Source organism: Nocardia sp. CNS-044, from assembly GCF_059570515.1.
Genome location: NZ_JCANSX010000005.1, coordinates 180,383 through 196,323, shown reverse-complemented (window position 1 = coordinate 196,323; position 15,941 = coordinate 180,383). Strand labels below are relative to the sequence as shown.

Genomic DNA, 15,941 nt, shown 5'->3' with positions numbered 1-15,941 from the left:
TCCTCACTTCATCCAGTCGGGTTTGATCGGCAAACCGTGCGCGGCCCGGCATTCACAGATCGCCTTGAGGTTGTCGAGCTCGAGCTGATGACCAGCGGAGAACATCTCCCAGAAGTCGCCGACCCAGACCGGACGCCCGGCGGGCGCGGTCTCGGGATAGGGGTTCTCGTCGTAGAACGGGTGACGGCAATTCGTCCACAGCACAACCGAACCCGGCTTGTTCAGCACCACTTGCGCGTCGACGACCCGCATCAGGTAGACCATCCACAGGTGCCGCCCCTGATCCCACGCGCAGTGGTAGTCGACCGTCATCGCGTCCGGATTGGCCACCGTGCGGGTGTAGATCTTCGTGGAATCGCCGAGCCGGTCGTAGGCCAGCCACAGGCCCGGCTCCTCGGTTTCGGTGAATCCGCGCAGGCTGTAGGTCCATTCCTCCAGCGACCTCGTGTCGGCCAGGTACTCGTACACCTCGCGGGGCGGCGCGGCGACATAGCCCTGGACCGGGCAGAAGTCCCCGAAGATCTGGTCGTGCGGGTACACCGACCGCAGCATGTCCATGATGATCGGGGTGGTCTCGTCCTTGTCGGAGTTCTCGATCCGCAGCACGCCGGGTACGACGTCTTCCGGGATGTCGCTGAGCGCGGGCAGGGCGCTGGTCGTCACGGGGTCCTCCTGGAGTTCTCGAGTGTGGTGAGAAACGGTGTGAACGGGGGGATCTCGTCGGGGTCGCAGTCGATCGCGAGGAACGACGGCCCCGATGTCGCTAGGCAGCGGCCGAGCGCGTCGGCGAGTTCGGCCGATGTGCGCACGGTGTAGGCGGGTATGCGGGGAAACATGGCGGCGATGCCGTCGCCGAGGAACGCGGGCTGGAACCTATTGAAGCTGTAGCGATCTCGGTAGTAGAGCTGTTCGCGCGTGACGCACATGGCGTGCGCGTTGTTGTTCAGCACGACGAACGTGATCGGCAGCCGGTGTTCGACGGCGGTGTGCACCTCCATGCCGTGCATGTAGAAAGCCCCGTCGCCCGCGATCACCACGGTGCGACCGGGCCCGCGCCGGGCGAACGCGGCGCCGATGCCCGCGCCGAAGGCGTAGCCCATCCCGCCCATGCCGAGGGCGACGACGAACCGTCCGCCGCGCGGCACGCGCAGGTGGTGGACCACCGCGGCGCCGGTGTTGCCCGCGTCGGCGAAGACGTCGGTGCCCGCGGGCAATGCCGCGTCGATGGTCTCGACGAGTTCTCGATAGCGCAGACCAGGCCCGTCGGCGGCCGGTACCTGGAGCGGTGTCAGGGCGGCTGCGTCCGGCGTCGCATGCGTTGCCGTTGCGGTGCAATCGAATTCGTCGGCGAGTTCGCCGAGTGTGATCGACAGGTCGGTGCTCGTCGCGTGGATCGTCGGCGGATACGGCGGGGCGATGCCGACGCTGGCCACGGTGAGGTCGCCGAGCAGGTCGTCGAGCCCGGCGCGCGCGGTGACGGGTAGGCGGGTGCCGATCACCAGGCACAGCGCGGCCGATCGGAGGTCCGCGGTGAGTTCGGGGTGGCCCATGCTGCCCGCGACGCCGCAGAATCCGGGATCGAAGTTGTCGTAGACGTCCTTGGCGTCCGGGGCGACACCGACCGTGGCGTCCAGAGCCGTAGCGAGGCGGGCCAATTCGTCGCGTGCGTCGTCGCGGGCGACTTGATCTCCCGCGATGATCACGATCTTTCCCGTGCTGCGCGCCGCGACGAGCGCGGCGCGCACCGCGGTGAGCCCGCTCGCATCGCGACGGTGCGAGCGGGGCGGCAACCGGAACGGCGGGACCGTGTCGAGCCCGGCCTGCTGCACATCCTTGGGCAGCAGCAGGACGGCAGGCCCACCGCGCCGGGCGGCGGCGACTGCCCTGACCACGCTGTCGGGCAGCTGGGCCGCCGTTTCCACACGGGCGCAGTACCGGCTGACGGAGCCGAACAGGCGGACCGCATCGATCGCGCCCGCACGCCCGCTGGAGTCCTGGAACGCCCCTCGGCCCTCCAGCGCCGTCGGCGGCTGACCGACTAGCGCCAGCACCGGCACCCTGGACGCATACGATTCGGCCAGTCCGGCAACGAGATTCATCGCACCGCCGCCGGATGTCGCGGCGACGACGCCGAATCCCGCGGTGACCCTGGCGTATCCGTCGGCCATGGTGGCCGCGGAGAATTCGTGCTTGGCCACCACGCCGGTGACCTCCGAGTCGAACAGCGCGTCGTAGAGGTCTTCGATATTGGCGCCGTCGACCCCGAAGATATGCCGCACACCGAGTGTCGAAACCGCCCGAACCAGATAGTCCACGACCCTGTCCGGCATGGATGCTCCTTCCCCGGATGCGGGACACAGTGGGTGCGCCCGGCCGATCGCATACCTCGTACACGAGGAATACGAGATGCCCCGCCGCGCGGTTCAAGTCGAACGGCCGAGCCGGTGGGGAAGAGACCTTGCATGTACGTATACATCTACGTATAGTGAGTTCATGCCCAACAAGACCATCTACGTAGCCGACGACGATCTACCGCTGTTCCAGCGCGCCCAGGAGCTGGTGGGGGGCAATCTGTCCGGCGCGGTGACCACGGCGCTGCGCCGTTTCATCGAGCTGGAAGAGGGGCGCCAAGAAGGGTACGAGGAAGTGGTCCTCCGGGTCGGCCACAACGGTGTCCGGCAGGTGCGTTTCGCCGGATCCCTGCTCGGCGAGTGGCGCGACGTCAACGACACGCGATCGGAGCACGTACGGGTCTTCCGGTCGCGCAAGGGCAAGTTCGTGCTGCACGCGCAGTACTCGAACTGGTCCGAACTTCCCACCGACACCAACATTTTCAAGGACTGGAGGCAGTGGCGGCGGATCACCGGCATCGGTGATCAGGACTGGGGCGATTTCGTCATGGAGATAGCCGACACGCTCGACGAGCTGAAGGACAAGATGCCCGCCAAGCTCTACGAGCGCGTTGCCTACATCGCCGACCGCCCGCATATCGAGGATCTCGACATCTAGGTCGCGCGAAAAGCGCTCCGCGACAACCGAACAGCGCGTTCTAAAAAGCGACTCCGCACCGCGATTGGGCGGCGGTGCGGGTGAAACATGCACTTATTCGCATTGAGTAATGAATTTTGACGAAAGGACCACCATGATCAACGGTCATCGTGCGCCGGCGATCTCGGCGTTCGGCCTGTGCAAATCGTACGGCGAGCAAGTGGTGCTCGACGGCATCGATCTCACCGTGCCGGAAGGGACCATCTTCTCCCTGCTCGGGCCGAACGGCGCGGGCAAGACCACGACCGTGCAGATCCTCACCACGCTGATCGGCGCGGACTCCGGCGAAATCCGGGTGGGAGGTTACGATCTCGCCGCCGAGCGCAACGAGGTGCGCTCGGTGATCGGGGTGACCGGTCAGTTCTCGGCGGTGGACGAACTGCTGACCGGCCGGGAGAACCTGCTGCTCATGGCGGATCTGCACCATTTGCCGCGGCGGGATGGCAAGCGTCTGGCCGACGATCTGCTGGCCCGCTTCGACCTGGTCGAGGCCGCAGACAAGACGGCCGCGACCTACTCCGGCGGCATGGTCCGGCGACTCGACCTGGCGATGACGCTGGTCGGCGACCCGCGCGTCATCTTCCTGGACGAACCGACGACCGGTCTCGACCCCCGCAGCAGGCGTTCCATGTGGGAGATCATCCGCGCGCTGGTCGACGACTACAGCGTGACCGTCTTCCTCACCACCCAGTACCTGGAGGAGGCCGATCAGCTCGCCGACCGGATCGCCGTGCTGGACGGTGGTCGCATCGTCGCCGAGGGCACCGCGGCCGAACTGAAGAAGCTGGTGCCCGGCGGACACATTCGGCTCGAATTCCGCACCGCCGCCGAGCTTTCCGCCGCGGCCCGAGTTCTCGGTGAGACGGCCCGCGTGCTGGACGGCGTCGGCGACGAGGAGCTGACGCTCGCCGTGCCGAGCGACGGTGGCGTGAAATCGCTGCGCTTCGTGCTGGATCGGCTCGACGACGCGCGCATCGAGGTCGAAGGCCTCTCCGTGCACACCCCGAACCTGGACGACGTCTTCCTCGCCCTCACCGGGCACCCGACTGCCGAGAAGGAGATCGCGCGATGAACGCTACTTCGTTTGCCCTCGCCGATTCGGTGACCATGCTGCGGCGAAACCTGCTGCACGCCAAGCGGTATCCCAGCTTGACCTTCGGCGTGGTGATCATGCCGGTGATTCTGATGCTGGTGTTCAACTTCGTGTTCGGTGGCGCGCTGGAGAAGTCCTCGGGCGGCAACTACATCGACTACCTGACACCGGGCATGATGCTGATGCTCCCGGCGTACTTGACGGTCGCGGTATCGGTCTCCATCGCGTCCGACAAAACGAAGGGCATCGTGAACCGCCTTCGCACCATGGCGATTTTCCAGCCCTCGATGCTGGCGGGGCATGTCATCGGCGCGCTGATCCAGGCGCTCATCGGCGTCGTGATCATGGTCGCGGTGGCGCTGCTCATCGGATTCCGGCCGGACGCCAACCCGATGGAATGGCTGGCCGTGTTCGGCCTGTTCGCGCTGGTGATGTTCGCGTTCTCCTGGCTCGGGGTGGCACTCGGCCTGATCGCGGTCAATCCGGAGAGCGCGAGCAACCTGCCCTTCCCGCTGGTGATGATGCCATTCCTCGGCAGCGGGCTGGTCGCCACCGACACCATGCCGGTCGGCATGCGCCAGTTCGCCGAGTACCAGCCGTTCACTCCGCTGACCGAGACGCTGCGCGGTCTGCTGATGGGTACGGAGATCGGCAACAACGGCATCATCGCGCTCGCCTGGTGCGTCGGCCTCGGCCTGGTCGGCTACCTCTGGTCGACGTCGCTGTTCCGCAAGCAGACCGTCTGAACCGACCGCCGCGACATCACTGGGTGTCGCGGCGGTTCTGGGCGCTCAAACCGTCCCGGTGAGGACCACCTTGTTGGTAGCGGACGATTTGATCTCCACCTTCTGCACCTGGTCGGGCGCCATGTCGATGGTGCGGTCCACGGTCAGCACGGTGCCGGGGCCCGCGGGCCATTCGTCCAGCTCGAGCTGGCGGCCGTCGGCGCCGGTCACCAGCAGCGTGTACTTGTAGGTGTAGCGCAGGTCGCTCGGCCCGTAGGTGCAGCTCATCACGACACGGGCCCGCTCGCCGTCGGCCATCAGCTTGAAACTGGCCGAGATCGGGGTCGGCTCCAGCGGGCTCATCGACCGTTCCGCGATCACCTGCTCGACCACCGGAGGTTCCGGCACGGTCGTCGTGTTCAGCACCGGGATGGCGATCGCGACGGCCGCGGCGGCGGCAGCGACCGCCCCGCCGAGCGCCGCCCATCGGCCGCGCCGCCTGCGCCGCTGTTCCGCGGCGGCCAGTCTCGGCAGCAGGTCGGGAACCGGCGGCTCTGCCTCGGGCGCGGCGCCGTCGGCCGTGCCGATCATGCCGAGCGCGGTCTCGGTCGGCACCAGCGCGAGCATGCCCGGCAGTCCGGCGAGCTCGGCGACGGAGGCGCGGCAGTCGGCGCAGCGCGCCAGATGCTCCTCGTATTCGCGGCGCTCGCTGCCGGTGAGGGAGCCGAGCACGTAGGGCGCGTCCCACGTCGTGTAGTCGTCGGCGATTTGCGTCATCGGTTCGTCACCCCCATTTCGTGCAACGCCAGCCGCAGCGCCCGCATACCGTAATGCATGCGCGATTTCACCGTGCCGGGCGGAATCTCCAGTTCGGCCGCGATCTGGTGGGTGGACAGGCCGCGATAGTAGGCGCGCACGATCACCTCGCGGTGGTCGGCGCTCAGCCGGGCCAGCGCGTCGGCGACCAGCCAGCCGTCCAGCGTCCGATCGGCCTGATCGGGTGCGGGTTGTTCGGGCGGACTGTCGGTGCGGAACTCCCTGCGATTGCGTGCGCTGCGATGCTCGTCGACGACCAGGTTGCGGGCGACCGTGAACAGCCACGCGCGCGCCGACATCGTCTGCTGATCGAGCACGTTCGGCCGCTGCCACGCGCGCAGCAGCGTTTCCTGCACGATGTCCTCGGCGCGTCCGGCGTCGTGCACCAGGCCGAGGGTGTAGCGCCAGAGCGCGGGCGCGTGCTCCTGATACAGCACGCGCATCAGCTCGGCCTGGTCGTCCGGCTCGCCCGCCGCGCCGCGCTGGGCTGCGGCCGCGTCGGTGGGCCGGGGTTGTTCCGGTGGGATACCCATGCGCTCACCGGGTCAGTTCGTGCGTTTCACGGTGTGGACTCCTTCTCGTTTCGAGGAGTACACGAGCTCAGTTGCGTTCCAGTTCAATCGGGTGCGTGGCCAGCAGCGAGAGCGGGAGCGGCTGGCGGCGCAGGACATGCGCCCAGAGATCGGAGCGGCCGGTGCTGATCGGGTCGGAGGAGAGAGCCGAGAGGACGATCCAGTCCTCGTTCTCCAGTTCGCCCTCGAGTTGTCCGAAGGTCCAGCCGGAGTAGCCCGCGAAGATGCGCAGGCCCTCGACGAGCGGGCCGATGCGCTCGGGATCGGCGTCGAGATCGACGAGCACCACGCGGCCGTCGATGCGGCGCAGCCCGGGCACCCCGGCGGTGGCGGCGCCCGCCTTCAGGGTGCCGAGGCACAGTGCGGCGTCCCGTTTCACCGGTCCGCCGCTGAACAGCGTGCGCGGTGTGGTGGCCAGATCCGCCCAGCGCGGCAGCACGTCGTGTACTGCGGTGTCGGTGGGGCGGTTCAGCACGACGCCGAGACTGCCGGAGTCGTTGTGCTCGATGATGTACACGACGGTTCTTCGGAAGGTCGGCTCGACCAGGTCCGTCGCCGCCAGCAGCAGGGTGCCCGCGCGCACCGCCTGCTCGCCGCGCCGGAAATCGCGCCGGCGACGGTCACCGTGCCCGCCGTGAGTTTTCCGATCATCCGGGTCGTCTCCGCGTGCCACCCGGACATCATCGCAGTTTGTGCGCCCGAGTGCTCGTTTCCAGGCCCGTGGATTTCGGCGAAAGTTCATTCGGCGGCGCTCGGCGCGCGGACTGTCTGGGCCAGTTTGCCGACGTGCGATATCTCTCGCCCGCCCGATGTGTCGCATGCCCGGCGACGTCGTAGAGTCGGCGGTATGGAACCGCCCGAGGTCGTCCTCGAGAACAGTGACAGCGTCTACGACTACTATCGCGATCACCGGCAGAACCGGCTGAAGGCGATGGCCGCTTATGCCCTTCTGGGACGCCGTTACCATCCGCGGATCAGCTACGCCGAGCGCGCGAAGGAGGCGGTGCGGACGCTGACCAAGAGCGGACGACCGATCATCTTCGCGATCAACCACCTGTCGCAGAGCGATCCGTACACGGTCGCCGCGGCGGCCTGGCGCAGCCCGCTGCGCTCGGTCATCGGCAAGGTTCGGGTGCTGGCGAAGGACGAGCTGTTCATCGATCCCGACCAGCGGCGCAAGGTGGACATGATGGGCGGGATCCCGGTGTTCCGCGGCAAGGACCACGGCATCAGGGCGGTGAACGCCGCGGGTCAGCGAATGATGGACATCTGCGCCGAACGGCTGGCGCGCGGCGACCACATCGCCGTCTTCCCCGAAGGCACCTGCAACGACGTCGACCCGACCCAGGTGCAGGCCGTCGGCAGCGGCATCGGGCACATCGCGTTCCGGGCCATGAAGCTCGGCGTGCACCCGGCGCTGGTCAGCCTCGGTCTCAGTTACGGTCCCCGCCCCGACCCGAAGATCGAGCCGACCAAGGAAGAGGCCAAGTCGGCCAGCTTCTACTTCCAGTCGCCGATCACCGATCTGCCGAACAAGCCCGCGGACATCGCGCGGCTGGTGCGCGCGGATTTGCAGCTGGCGCTCGATGGGGCGGTTGCGAACTACTGAGGGAGTGATCCGCAGGTCGCGTCTACTGCGGCAGGCCGAGTCGCTGTCTGGCCCAGTGGGGCACCGAGGCGATGTACTCGGGGTGCGTCTGCACGAAGTGCTGCACCAGCGGGCACATCGGCAACACGCCGAAGCCCTCGCGGCGGGTGCCCGCCAGCGCCGTGCCGACCAGTTGGGTGGCGTAACCCTGGCGCTCGTAGCTGGGGTAGATCTCGGTGTGCACGAACGCCCGCTCGGACGCGGTGTCCTGGTACTCGGCGTACCCGGCGATCGCACCGTCGACGTAGATCTCGAATCGTTCCATGGCGGTGTTGTTGCGGACCTCGGTCGACATGGTTCGACGCTACTCTGATGCGCCCGATGGCGAGACATCGCAGCGGATCCCGGTGTGAAATAGCCGGTTCGACTTGTCTACCGGGTGGCCGCCTGAGCAGAATGCTCTTGGTCGCGTCGCGCGCTCCCCGAGAGCCGTGGCCCGGCGGAGGTGCGAAAACATGATGAGGACGCGTATTTCACGGGTGGCCGCCGCCCTCGCCGCGGCGAGCATGCTCGGCGGGTCGGTGGTGACGGGGCTCGCCGAGGCCGCTCCCACACCAGCTTTCGGATCTTGCCCGGACGGCTCGGTGCCCGAAGGCGCTGGCGTGCAGTGCGCGGTGATCAGCGTGCCGATGAACCACGCCGAACCCGACGGTCCGCGTATCGATCTCACCGTCAGCCGGATCGCCGCCACCGGCGAACGGCACGGCGTCATCTTCACCAACCCCGGCGGTCCCGGCGCGGACAGTCTCGCCTACTGGGCGCAGCGGATCGAGGTCATGCCCACCGAGCTGAACGCCCACTACGACCGCATAGCGGTGCAGCCGCGCGGCCTGCGCTGGGCCACTCCGCTCCGCTGCGCATCGGAAACAGCTGAGGGACAACAGGTGTCGATCGGCGGCGGCAGCCGCGACGAGATCAAGAAGGCCTGCGACGCGGCACAGCCCGGCTACCTGGACACCATCACCACCGAGAACACCGCCCGCGACATGGAGGCGGTGCGCGCCGCGCTCGGCGTCGAGCGGATCAGCTATCTCGGCACTTCGTACGGGACCTATCTCGGCGCCGTCTACGCCTCGCTGTTCCCGGACCGCGTGGAGCGGATGGTGCTGGACTCCAACGTGCACCCCGACTGGGTGTGGACCGAGGAGTTCGCCCAGCAGCAAGCCGCGGGCAAGCAGCGGCTCGACGACCTGTTCGCCTGGATCGCCGAGCACAACGGCGAATACCGGCTCGGTGACACGGCTTTGCGCGTCTACCAGAACTGGGTGCGGCTGGTCTCCGCGCAGGGCGGCGGCTGGTACGCCAACCTGACACCGCCGCCGGCGAGCGTGGCGGATCTGCCCGGCGAACTGCCCGAACCGCTGGCCGAGCTCGCCCGCGACGGTTACAACGGCACGATGGAGCAGGGCGGCAAACTGCAAAATCTGGTGCGCACCTTGATATCCGGCGGCAGCTCCGCCCAGGTGCCGCTGGTCGGCGCGACCGCGGTGGCCACCTACACCCGCTCCTTCTGGCCGACCTTCGCGCGGGCCATGTCCGACGCCAACGTCGATCCGGCGAACGTGCAGCGACTGCTCGCCATCGAGGGCGCCACCGCCACCGACCCCACCGGCCGCTTCGTCTTCTCCGCCATCACCTGCAACGAGAACGCGGTGCCCGGCCGCCCGGAACTGATCGGCGCCGCCATCGGCACCATCGCCTCCGGTGGCAACGCCATGGACGCCCGGGCCGACTTGGTCCGCGCTGGCCTCAGCTGCGGATCCTGGCGCCCTATCGCCGAGCCGGTCCCCCTCACCGGCGCCGACCTTCGCGTCAAACCCCTTGTGCTGCAAAGCCGCCACGACGCACTCACGCCGTACGAGGGCGGACCCGCGATGGCGCGAGCGCTCCAGGGTTCGCTGATCACGGTCGAGGGCGGCGACCACGGCACGTTCGGTCGTGGAAACCCCGCGGTCGACGACGCGGTGCTCACCTACTTGCGCACCGGCCAGGTCGCGACCACCCACGCAGAACAGGCCCCGCTGCCGACTCGGTGACGCGGGCCGCGGCTTGAACGTGCTTCGAAGTGGGCGTCGGTGTCAGAGTTCGTGTTCGGCGATGCGCGCGCCGACTTGTTCGAGCAGTTGTGCGGCGTTCGCCATGGAACGGGCGGGATCGGGTTGGAGGTCGCTCAGCGAGTACGCGGTGGTGAAGCCCGCGGTGTGCAGGGCATCCAGGGGGAGCTGGACGCGACCGGCTACCGCGACGACCGGGACGCCCGCGGTGCGCGCCGCGTGGCATACGCCGATGGGAGCTTTGCCGTGCAGGCTTTGCGCGTCGAGGGCGCCTTCGCCCGTCACGACGAGGGTCGCGTCGCGGAGCAGAGCCGGGAAGTCGAGGAGTTCGAGTAGTACCTCGATGCCGCTGCGTACTCGGGCGCCGAGTACCGCGAGGGCGCCGAAGCCGGTGCCGCCCGCCGCGCCCGCGCCCGGGCGTTCGGCGAACTCCGGGCCGAGTAGGTTCGCCCAATTGGTCAGCGCCGCTTCGAGAATCGTCCGTTGCTCCGCGTCGGCGCCCTTCTGCGTGGCGTACACCGCGACCGCGCCTTTCGGGCCGAGCAGCGGGTTGTCCACGTCGCAGGCGAGTGTGAAACGGGCTGCGGCGGCTTTCGGGTGCAGGCCGCTGCGATCGATCCGCGTCGCGCGCGCCAAAGCCGCTCCACCCGAGGGCAATTCGAGGTCAGCGGCATCGAGCACGCGGGCGCCTAGAGCGCGCAGCAGACCCGCACCTCCATCGGTGGACGCGCTGCCGCCCAAGCCGAGCACGATGTGCGTCGCTCCGCGGTCGAGTGCGTCCGCGATGACGACGCCGAGCCCCTCCGTACCCGCGCCGAGCGGATCGAACTGGCCGCCAGGAAGTTTCAGCAGTCCGACGACCTCGGCCAGCTCCACGACCGCCGTATCGCCACGCACCGCGTAGGCGGCGGGCACGGGCACACCCGTCGGTCCCGGCGCGATCGTCTCGACCCGCTCCCACCCCGCGGCGACGAACGCGTCCACGGTCCCGTCACCGCCGTCGGCGATCGGAACCCGCCGTATCTCCGCATCCGGACGCACCGCCGCGATCCCGGCCGCCAGCGCGGCCGCCACCTCGGAGGCGGTCAGCGAACCCTTGAACTTGTCAGGCGCGAGCAGCACCCGCGGTGCGGCGGTCATCCCTACATTGTCGGCGCGGCGGGAGGCGGTCGCATGTCACGCCGTCCGCGCGCTCGTAGCCCGGTCAGCCACCTCGCTGCGGCACAACCGGGCAGCGGGCTCGTTCACCCCACCGACGCGAGATTCCCCAGCAACTCCGCCCGGTGCTTGTCGCCCCACTCTTCGAGCGGCCGCAGCGCCACCGCGAGCTCCTGCCCGATAGGCGTCAGCGAGTACTCGACGCGCGGGGGAATCTCCGGGAACACCTCGCGATGCACCACACCGCTGGCCTCCATCTGCCGCAGATTCTCGGCGAGGACCTTCTCGCTCACACCCTGGAGCAGGCGCCGGATCTCGCCGAAGCGTTGTGGTTGTTCGCCGAGCACCCACATCAGGTGCAGCTTCCACTTCCCGCCGACGACGTCGATGGCGACCGACATGCCGCACGCATCGTGATCTACGCCACTGTTGCCGTTCATCGCCGACCTCCTGACCATATTTCGGACCTCGAGGTAAGTATCCCCACCTCGACGTACGGTCTTGTCGACTCTACCTGCACAGACGACCATCGTTTCCGGCGCCGCGAACCAGCAGAACCAGAACCGAAGGGGCACACAATGTCCGAGCAGTCCACCCGCTCCGTATCCGTCGTCGGGCTCGGCCCGATGGGCCAAGCGATGGTGCGGGCGTTCCTCGAGGCGGGCGTCGAGGTGACCGTCTGGAACCGCAGCACCGACAAGGTCGACGCGATGGTCGAACTCGGCGCCAAGCGGGCCGCGACGGTCGCCGAGGCGCTCGACGCCAACGAGGTGACCGTACTCAGCCTGACCCACTACGCCGCGATGTACGACGTGCTCGGCCAGGCCGAGGACCACTTGGCGGGCAAGGTGATCGCCAACCTGTCCTCCGATTCGCCGGAAAAGGCCCGCGCGGGCGCGGCATGGGTGCGCGAGCGCGGCGCGCAGTTCATTTCCGGCGGCGTGATGTCGGCCGGTGACAACATCACCCACCCCGCGTCCTACATCTTCTACAGCGGTCCGCGCGAGGTGTTCGACGCGCACGCCGAACTGCTGCGCCCGCTGAGCCCGCAGGAGTACCTGGGCGAGGACGACGGTCTGGCCCAGATCTTCTACCAGGCGCTGCTCACCACCTTCCATCCGTGGTTGCTCGCCTTCGACCAAGCCACCGCCATGATCGCGAAGTCGGGTCACGACATCGCGCAATTCGTGCCGTACGCGGTGCGTTCCAGCGAGGCGTACCCCTACTTCATGCAGGAGTTCTCCGTCGCCAACCAGGCGGGCGGCTGGGCGTCCTTGGCCAGTCTGAAGATGATGGTCGCGGGCGCGCAGCACATCATCGACGCCAGCGAGGAGGTCGGCGTCGACGCCACCTTCTCGCACACCGCACAGGACTTCTGGCGCAAGGCGGTCGCCGCCAGCGAGGAACGCGGCGAGGCGGTCTCCACCTACGAGCTCATGCTGGGCGAGCGCCAGGTATGACCCGCTCGGTGACGGTCATCGGGCTCGGTCCGATGGGCCAGGCGATGGTGCGGGCCTTCCTGGACGCCGGTGTCCGGGTGACCGTGTGGAACCGCACCGCCGCCCGCGTCGACGCCGTCGTCGAACTCGGCGCCGAGCGCGCGGCGACGGTTGCCGAGGCGCTCGATGCCAACGAGGTGATCGTGCTCAGCCTCACCCACTACGCGGCGATGTACGACGTGCTCGGGCAGGCGGAGGGCCGCCTGTCCGGCAAGGTCGTGGTCAACGCGTCGTCGGATTCGCCCGCCGACACGCGAGCGGGCGCCGCATGGGTGCGCGAGCGGGGCGGGCGGTTCCTCGCCGCGGGCGTCATGGCGCAGCCCGAGGGTCTCGCCCTGCCCGCCTCGTACATCTTCTACAGCGGGCCGCGAGAGGTGTTCGAGGAACATCGAGAACTGTTGGGTCTCCTGGCATCCCATGAGTACCTCGGCGACGACGACGGCTTGGCGCAGCTCTACTACCAAGCCGTCTACGCGGCGTTCCTGCCGTGGTTTCTCGGTATCGAGCAGGCGTTCGCGATGATCGACCGGGCCGGCGACGACATCGGGCGTTTCCTGCCTTTCGCGCAGCGCGCGATGCACGACGCCGAGGACTTCTACGCCGCGATGGCGTCCGCCGCGCGGGCGGGCGGCTGGGGTGATCTCGGCAATCTGCGGATGATGGCGGCGGGCGCCGCGCACGTCGTCGAAACCGGCGACGACCTCGGGGTGGACACCTCGCTGCTGCGGTCGGCGCGGGCGATCTGGGACCGGGCGCTGGCGGAGAGCGAACGGGCCGGAGAGCCGGTGCCGACGTACCAGCTGCTCCGCGGCGCGGTCGAATAGCGTCTCCGGGCGGTTCGACCTCACCGCCGTGGTCGGTCCGAGCCGCAGATCCGGTCCAGCCGAACCAACTGCGCCCCGGACAGATTCGCCATCGGCACGGGAGCGTGCGGCATCACAACCGAAAGCGCCTCACGGTCAAGCGCTTTCGGCCGCCGACCCGAGTCTGGGGAACGGTGCGGTGGAGAACACGACCTCCACCGCCACCTCGAAATACTGCGCTATCCGCAGCGCCAAGTGCAGGCTGGGGCTGTACTCGCCGCGCTCGAGGTAACCGATCGTCTGGTAGTGCACGCCGAGCGCCTCCGCCAGCTCGCGCCGGGAGATGCCGCGATCGGCGCGCAGCATGGCGATCCGGTTGTAGATGACCTCAGTAGGCACGCTGCATGGCCTTCTCGCGACGGGCGGCGACGCTGGATCCGGACTCCCGCCGCGCCATCCTGCGCAACAGGATCGGCGCGACGAGGAACCCGGCAGCCGCCCAGATACCCAGCACCGCAACCGTTTCCAAGTGCCTCCAGGAGCCGCCGAGTTCGACGGACGCGGCCTCGTCCGGCAACATCGCCGCGCGCATGCCGAGGCCGAGCCAGTACACCGGGAAGCACTGGGCGAGCCCCTGCACCCAACCGGGCATCGAGGTGATCGGGTAGAAGATGCCGGACACCGCGACGAGTCCCATGATGGGCATGGAGGCGAACCCGACACCGCGCGGGCTGACGAACAGCGAACCGATGCAGGCGCCGATGGGCAGCGTGGCCAGCATGCCGAGCAACACGATGCCGATCAGCGACAGCCAGGCGCCGACGGTGTTCAGCTCGGTGCCGCCCACCAGGAACAACCCCGGAATCAGCACGATCACGAACGGCACGAGCACCCAGCCCGACACCGTGACCACCTTGCCGACCAAGTAGCCGACCATTCCGTTCGGAGTCGCCTTGGCGCGCAACAAGGTTCCGTCCTCGCGCTCCATACTGAGCAACTGGCCGATGCCGAATGCGGCCGAGCCGTCCGCGATGATCCGCCCGCCCGCCAGGATCAGGATGCGGTCGGCCAGCTTCTCGGCCTCGTCCAAGTCGTGGGTGGTGAGCAGGATGGTGGTCTGCTGGTCGTCGGCCAGACGGTGTACGAGGTCGTGGAATTCGCGGCGGGCCTGCGGATCGAAGCCTGCGGTCGGCTCGTCGAGGAAGAGCAGTTCCGGGCGGCCCACGATGCCGATGGCCACGTCGAGCCTGCGGCGCTGGCCGCCCGACAGCGACATGATCTTCGCGCCCGCCTGTTCGGTCAGGCCGACGGCCGCGATGAGGTCGTCGGTGTCCCAAGGTCGGCGGATCCGCTCGGAGCCGTACGGCGCGTAGTAGGCACCGAGGTGTGAAAGCAGCTCGCGCACACGCCATTTGCCATGATCACGCCAGGATTGCAGGACGACGCCGATGCGTGCCCGCCAGGCCTCGTCGCCGTGCGCCGGATCCGCGCCGAGCACCTCGACCCGGCCCGCCGAACGGATGCGGAAGCCTTCGAGGATTTCGATCGTGGTGGGCTGGCAGCGGACATAACCGGAGAGCGCGAAGTCCTGCCGATCGGAATGGATCTCGAGTTCGGAGCCGCGCGGCGTGGGGCGTTGCCTTATGGGCGTTGGTTATTCAGGGTGAGCTATGCCCGACACCTGCCCCACCTGCTCGTGGTCCTCGCCGATGCTCGTGTCCTCGCATCGTTCCGTTCGCTATTTGCGCTGCGTGTGCGGTAGATGGCTGGTTTCGCACGGTGGGGGTGTGGAGTTGGTTGCCGGGCACGGCGGAGCCGCTGAAACGTCAGAGGCCGAACATCTGGAGCTGATCCCGCTACCCGAAGGGTGAGGGTCGTACGGGCATCATGAAGAGAACGAGAGCAGTGCTCTTGACTTCACGGCCAGGCGGGTGGATCATTGTTCTCAATAGAGAGCACCGCTCACAACAGGAGTCGCCATGAACGCCAGCACCCGCTACATCGCCCCCACCGGCCTCGATCCCGTCATGAACCGCATCTTCAACTGGCTGCCCAAGCTGGGCATCAGCATCGCCAATTCGCGGCTGCTGGCCGTTCGGGGCCGCAAGAGCGGCGAGTGGCGGACCACGATGGTGAACCTGCTCGTCGACGAGACCGGCACGCGCTACCTGGTCGCGCCGCGCGGGCACACGCAGTGGGTGCGGAATCTGCGGGTCGCGGGCGAGGGCGAGCTGCGGCTCGGGCGCAAGGCCGAGGCGTTCACGGCCACCGAGGTCGCCGACGCGGACAAGGTTCCGGTGCTGCGGGTGTACCTGGAGAAGTGGGGCTGGGAGGTCAACCGCTTCTTCGAGGGCGTGACGAAGAACGCCACCGACGCCGAACTCGCCGCTATCGCACCGGGTTTCCCGGTCTTCCGCCTCACCTGATTCCTGCGCTCGGCGGAAAGTCCGCCGAAATCCGCTGCGCCCGATCGGGGAAATCACGGCGCACGCTGAAGGAAGTCCAGCGAAGGTCGGAGGAATGCG

At 68.3% G+C, this 15,941-nt stretch carries 19 protein-coding genes; 9 read left to right on the top strand and 10 right to left on the bottom strand.

All coding sequences use genetic code 11. The features are described 5' to 3' along the window. Nucleotides 1–3 precede the first annotated feature (3 nt). Together T333_RS01965 and T333_RS01960 are read right to left on the bottom strand one after the other, a co-directional pair. Nucleotides 4–663, bottom strand: coding sequence for a DUF8713 domain-containing protein (locus tag T333_RS01965; protein ID WP_354998452.1), 660 nt, complete (start codon nt 661–663; stop codon nt 4–6). Beyond that, entirely contained in the window at nt 660–2,330 is a 1,671-nt protein-coding gene (locus T333_RS01960) for a thiamine pyrophosphate-binding protein (protein WP_496423517.1), read from the bottom strand. Before T333_RS01960 ends, T333_RS01965 begins: the two co-directional genes overlap by 4 nt. A gap of 163 nt (nt 2,331–2,493) precedes the next feature. On the opposite strand from T333_RS01960, the gene T333_RS01955 reads away from it, so the two are divergent. From T333_RS01955 to T333_RS01945, 3 genes are all read left to right on the top strand, one after another. Further along, nucleotides 2,494–3,009 carry an EXLDI protein gene (locus T333_RS01955; RefSeq protein WP_354998454.1) on the top strand — a complete coding sequence of 172 codons (516 nt, stop codon included), beginning with the start codon at nt 2,494–2,496 and terminating at the stop codon, nt 3,007–3,009. A 133-nt stretch (nt 3,010–3,142) separates the two neighbouring features. Further along, on the top strand, nt 3,143–4,120 hold the full coding sequence (locus T333_RS01950; protein WP_496423516.1) for an ATP-binding cassette domain-containing protein: 978 nt from the start codon (nt 3,143–3,145) through the stop codon (nt 4,118–4,120). Beyond that, nucleotides 4,117–4,887, top strand: a complete 771-nt coding sequence (locus T333_RS01945; protein ID WP_496423515.1) for an ABC transporter permease — start codon at nt 4,117–4,119, stop codon at nt 4,885–4,887. Before T333_RS01950 ends, T333_RS01945 begins: the two co-directional genes overlap by 4 nt. 45 nt (nt 4,888–4,932) lie before the next feature. On the opposite strand, the gene T333_RS01940 is transcribed toward T333_RS01945, so the two are convergent. From T333_RS01940 to T333_RS01930, 3 genes are all read right to left on the bottom strand, one after another. After that, the gene (locus T333_RS01940) at nt 4,933–5,643 is read right to left on the bottom strand and encodes an anti-sigma factor family protein (RefSeq protein WP_357252844.1); all 711 of its coding nucleotides are present in this window, start codon (nt 5,641–5,643) and stop codon (nt 4,933–4,935) included. Beyond that, nucleotides 5,640–6,215 carry a sigma-70 family RNA polymerase sigma factor gene (locus T333_RS01935; protein ID WP_354998458.1) on the bottom strand — a complete coding sequence of 192 codons (576 nt, stop codon included), beginning with the start codon at nt 6,213–6,215 and terminating at the stop codon, nt 5,640–5,642. The genes T333_RS01940 and T333_RS01935 overlap by 4 nt, the downstream gene beginning before the upstream one ends. 67 nt (nt 6,216–6,282) lie before the next feature. After that, nucleotides 6,283–6,927, bottom strand: a complete 645-nt coding sequence (locus tag T333_RS01930) for a YqgE/AlgH family protein (protein ID WP_496423514.1) — start codon at nt 6,925–6,927, stop codon at nt 6,283–6,285. 174 nt (nt 6,928–7,101) lie between these two features. On the opposite strand from T333_RS01930, the gene T333_RS01925 reads away from it, so the two are divergent. After that, nucleotides 7,102–7,863, top strand: a complete 762-nt coding sequence (locus T333_RS01925; RefSeq protein WP_354998460.1) for a lysophospholipid acyltransferase family protein — start codon at nt 7,102–7,104, stop codon at nt 7,861–7,863. Nucleotides 7,864–7,885: 22 nt separating this feature from the next. Here T333_RS01925 and T333_RS01920 read toward each other — a convergent pair whose 3' ends face one another. Beyond that, nucleotides 7,886–8,197 (bottom strand): GNAT family N-acetyltransferase, encoded by a 312-nt coding sequence (locus T333_RS01920; protein WP_354998461.1) that lies wholly within the window; start codon nt 8,195–8,197, stop codon nt 7,886–7,888. Between the two features lie 160 nt (nt 8,198–8,357). Here T333_RS01920 and T333_RS01915 point away from each other — a divergent pair, with 160 nt between their 5' ends. After that, nucleotides 8,358–9,938 (top strand): alpha/beta hydrolase, encoded by a 1,581-nt coding sequence (locus T333_RS01915; RefSeq protein WP_496423513.1) that lies wholly within the window; start codon nt 8,358–8,360, stop codon nt 9,936–9,938. Between the two features lie 42 nt (nt 9,939–9,980). Here the strand turns inward: T333_RS01915 and T333_RS01910 are convergent, their stop codons facing one another. Together T333_RS01910 and T333_RS01905 are read right to left on the bottom strand one after the other, a co-directional pair. Beyond that, the gene (locus tag T333_RS01910; protein ID WP_496423512.1) at nt 9,981–11,096 is read right to left on the bottom strand and encodes a glycerate kinase; all 1,116 of its coding nucleotides are present in this window, start codon (nt 11,094–11,096) and stop codon (nt 9,981–9,983) included. 104 nt (nt 11,097–11,200) lie between these two features. After that, nucleotides 11,201–11,554, bottom strand: coding sequence for a winged helix-turn-helix transcriptional regulator (locus tag T333_RS01905; protein ID WP_354998464.1), 354 nt, complete (start codon nt 11,552–11,554; stop codon nt 11,201–11,203). Nucleotides 11,555–11,692: 138 nt separating this feature from the next. Here T333_RS01905 and T333_RS01900 point away from each other — a divergent pair, with 138 nt between their 5' ends. Together T333_RS01900 and T333_RS01895 are read left to right on the top strand one after the other, a co-directional pair. After that, nucleotides 11,693–12,574 (top strand): NAD(P)-dependent oxidoreductase, encoded by an 882-nt coding sequence (locus tag T333_RS01900; RefSeq protein ID WP_357252857.1) that lies wholly within the window; start codon nt 11,693–11,695, stop codon nt 12,572–12,574. Between the two features lie 8 nt (nt 12,575–12,582). Next, a complete protein-coding gene (locus tag T333_RS01895) occupies nt 12,583–13,437 on the top strand; it encodes an NAD(P)-dependent oxidoreductase (RefSeq protein WP_496423511.1) in 855 nt (284 codons plus the stop codon). 135 nt (nt 13,438–13,572) lie between these two features. Here T333_RS01895 and T333_RS01890 read toward each other — a convergent pair whose 3' ends face one another. Both T333_RS01890 and T333_RS01885 read right to left on the bottom strand, forming a co-directional pair. Beyond that, nucleotides 13,573–13,815: a helix-turn-helix transcriptional regulator gene (locus T333_RS01890; protein WP_496423510.1), complete on the bottom strand. Its 243-nt coding sequence runs from the start codon at nt 13,813–13,815 to the stop codon at nt 13,573–13,575. Next, complete coding sequence (locus tag T333_RS01885; protein ID WP_496423509.1) at nt 13,805–14,914, bottom strand: ABC transporter ATP-binding protein/permease; 1,110 nt, start codon at nt 14,912–14,914, stop codon at nt 13,805–13,807. Before T333_RS01885 ends, T333_RS01890 begins: the two co-directional genes overlap by 11 nt. On the opposite strand from T333_RS01885, the gene T333_RS01880 reads away from it, so the two are divergent. Both T333_RS01880 and T333_RS01875 read left to right on the top strand, forming a co-directional pair. Further along, nucleotides 14,834–15,178 (top strand): hypothetical protein, encoded by a 345-nt coding sequence (locus T333_RS01880; protein WP_354999053.1) that lies wholly within the window; start codon nt 14,834–14,836, stop codon nt 15,176–15,178. The two genes, T333_RS01885 and T333_RS01880, sit on opposite strands and share 81 nt — an antisense overlap. Nucleotides 15,179–15,395: 217 nt before the next feature. Next, complete coding sequence (locus tag T333_RS01875) at nt 15,396–15,842, top strand: nitroreductase family deazaflavin-dependent oxidoreductase (protein WP_496423508.1); 447 nt, start codon at nt 15,396–15,398, stop codon at nt 15,840–15,842. Nucleotides 15,843–15,941 lie beyond the last annotated feature (99 nt).

Excerpts from the sequence above, each read along its gene's own strand:
- T333_RS01960 (WP_496423517.1), bottom strand. The coding sequence starts at position 2,330 with ATGCCGGACAGGGTCGTGGACTATCTGGTTCGGGCGGTTTCGACACTC.
- T333_RS01955 (WP_354998454.1), top strand. The coding sequence starts at position 2,494 with ATGCCCAACAAGACCATCTACGTAGCCGACGACGATCTACCGCTGTTC.
- T333_RS01950 (WP_496423516.1), top strand. The coding sequence starts at position 3,143 with ATGATCAACGGTCATCGTGCGCCGGCGATCTCGGCGTTCGGCCTGTGC.
- T333_RS01945 (WP_496423515.1), top strand. The coding sequence starts at position 4,117 with ATGAACGCTACTTCGTTTGCCCTCGCCGATTCGGTGACCATGCTGCGG.
- T333_RS01940 (WP_357252844.1), bottom strand. The coding sequence starts at position 5,643 with ATGACGCAAATCGCCGACGACTACACGACGTGGGACGCGCCCTACGTG.
- T333_RS01935 (WP_354998458.1), bottom strand. The coding sequence starts at position 6,215 with ATGGGTATCCCACCGGAACAACCCCGGCCCACCGACGCGGCCGCAGCC.
- T333_RS01925 (WP_354998460.1), top strand. The coding sequence starts at position 7,102 with ATGGAACCGCCCGAGGTCGTCCTCGAGAACAGTGACAGCGTCTACGAC.
- T333_RS01920 (WP_354998461.1), bottom strand. The coding sequence starts at position 8,197 with ATGTCGACCGAGGTCCGCAACAACACCGCCATGGAACGATTCGAGATC.
- T333_RS01915 (WP_496423513.1), top strand. The coding sequence starts at position 8,358 with ATGATGAGGACGCGTATTTCACGGGTGGCCGCCGCCCTCGCCGCGGCG.
- T333_RS01910 (WP_496423512.1), bottom strand. The coding sequence starts at position 11,096 with ATGACCGCCGCACCGCGGGTGCTGCTCGCGCCTGACAAGTTCAAGGGT.
- T333_RS01905 (WP_354998464.1), bottom strand. The coding sequence starts at position 11,554 with ATGAACGGCAACAGTGGCGTAGATCACGATGCGTGCGGCATGTCGGTC.
- T333_RS01900 (WP_357252857.1), top strand. The coding sequence starts at position 11,693 with ATGTCCGAGCAGTCCACCCGCTCCGTATCCGTCGTCGGGCTCGGCCCG.
- T333_RS01880 (WP_354999053.1), top strand. The coding sequence starts at position 14,834 with ATGATCACGCCAGGATTGCAGGACGACGCCGATGCGTGCCCGCCAGGC.
- T333_RS01875 (WP_496423508.1), top strand. The coding sequence starts at position 15,396 with ATGAACGCCAGCACCCGCTACATCGCCCCCACCGGCCTCGATCCCGTC.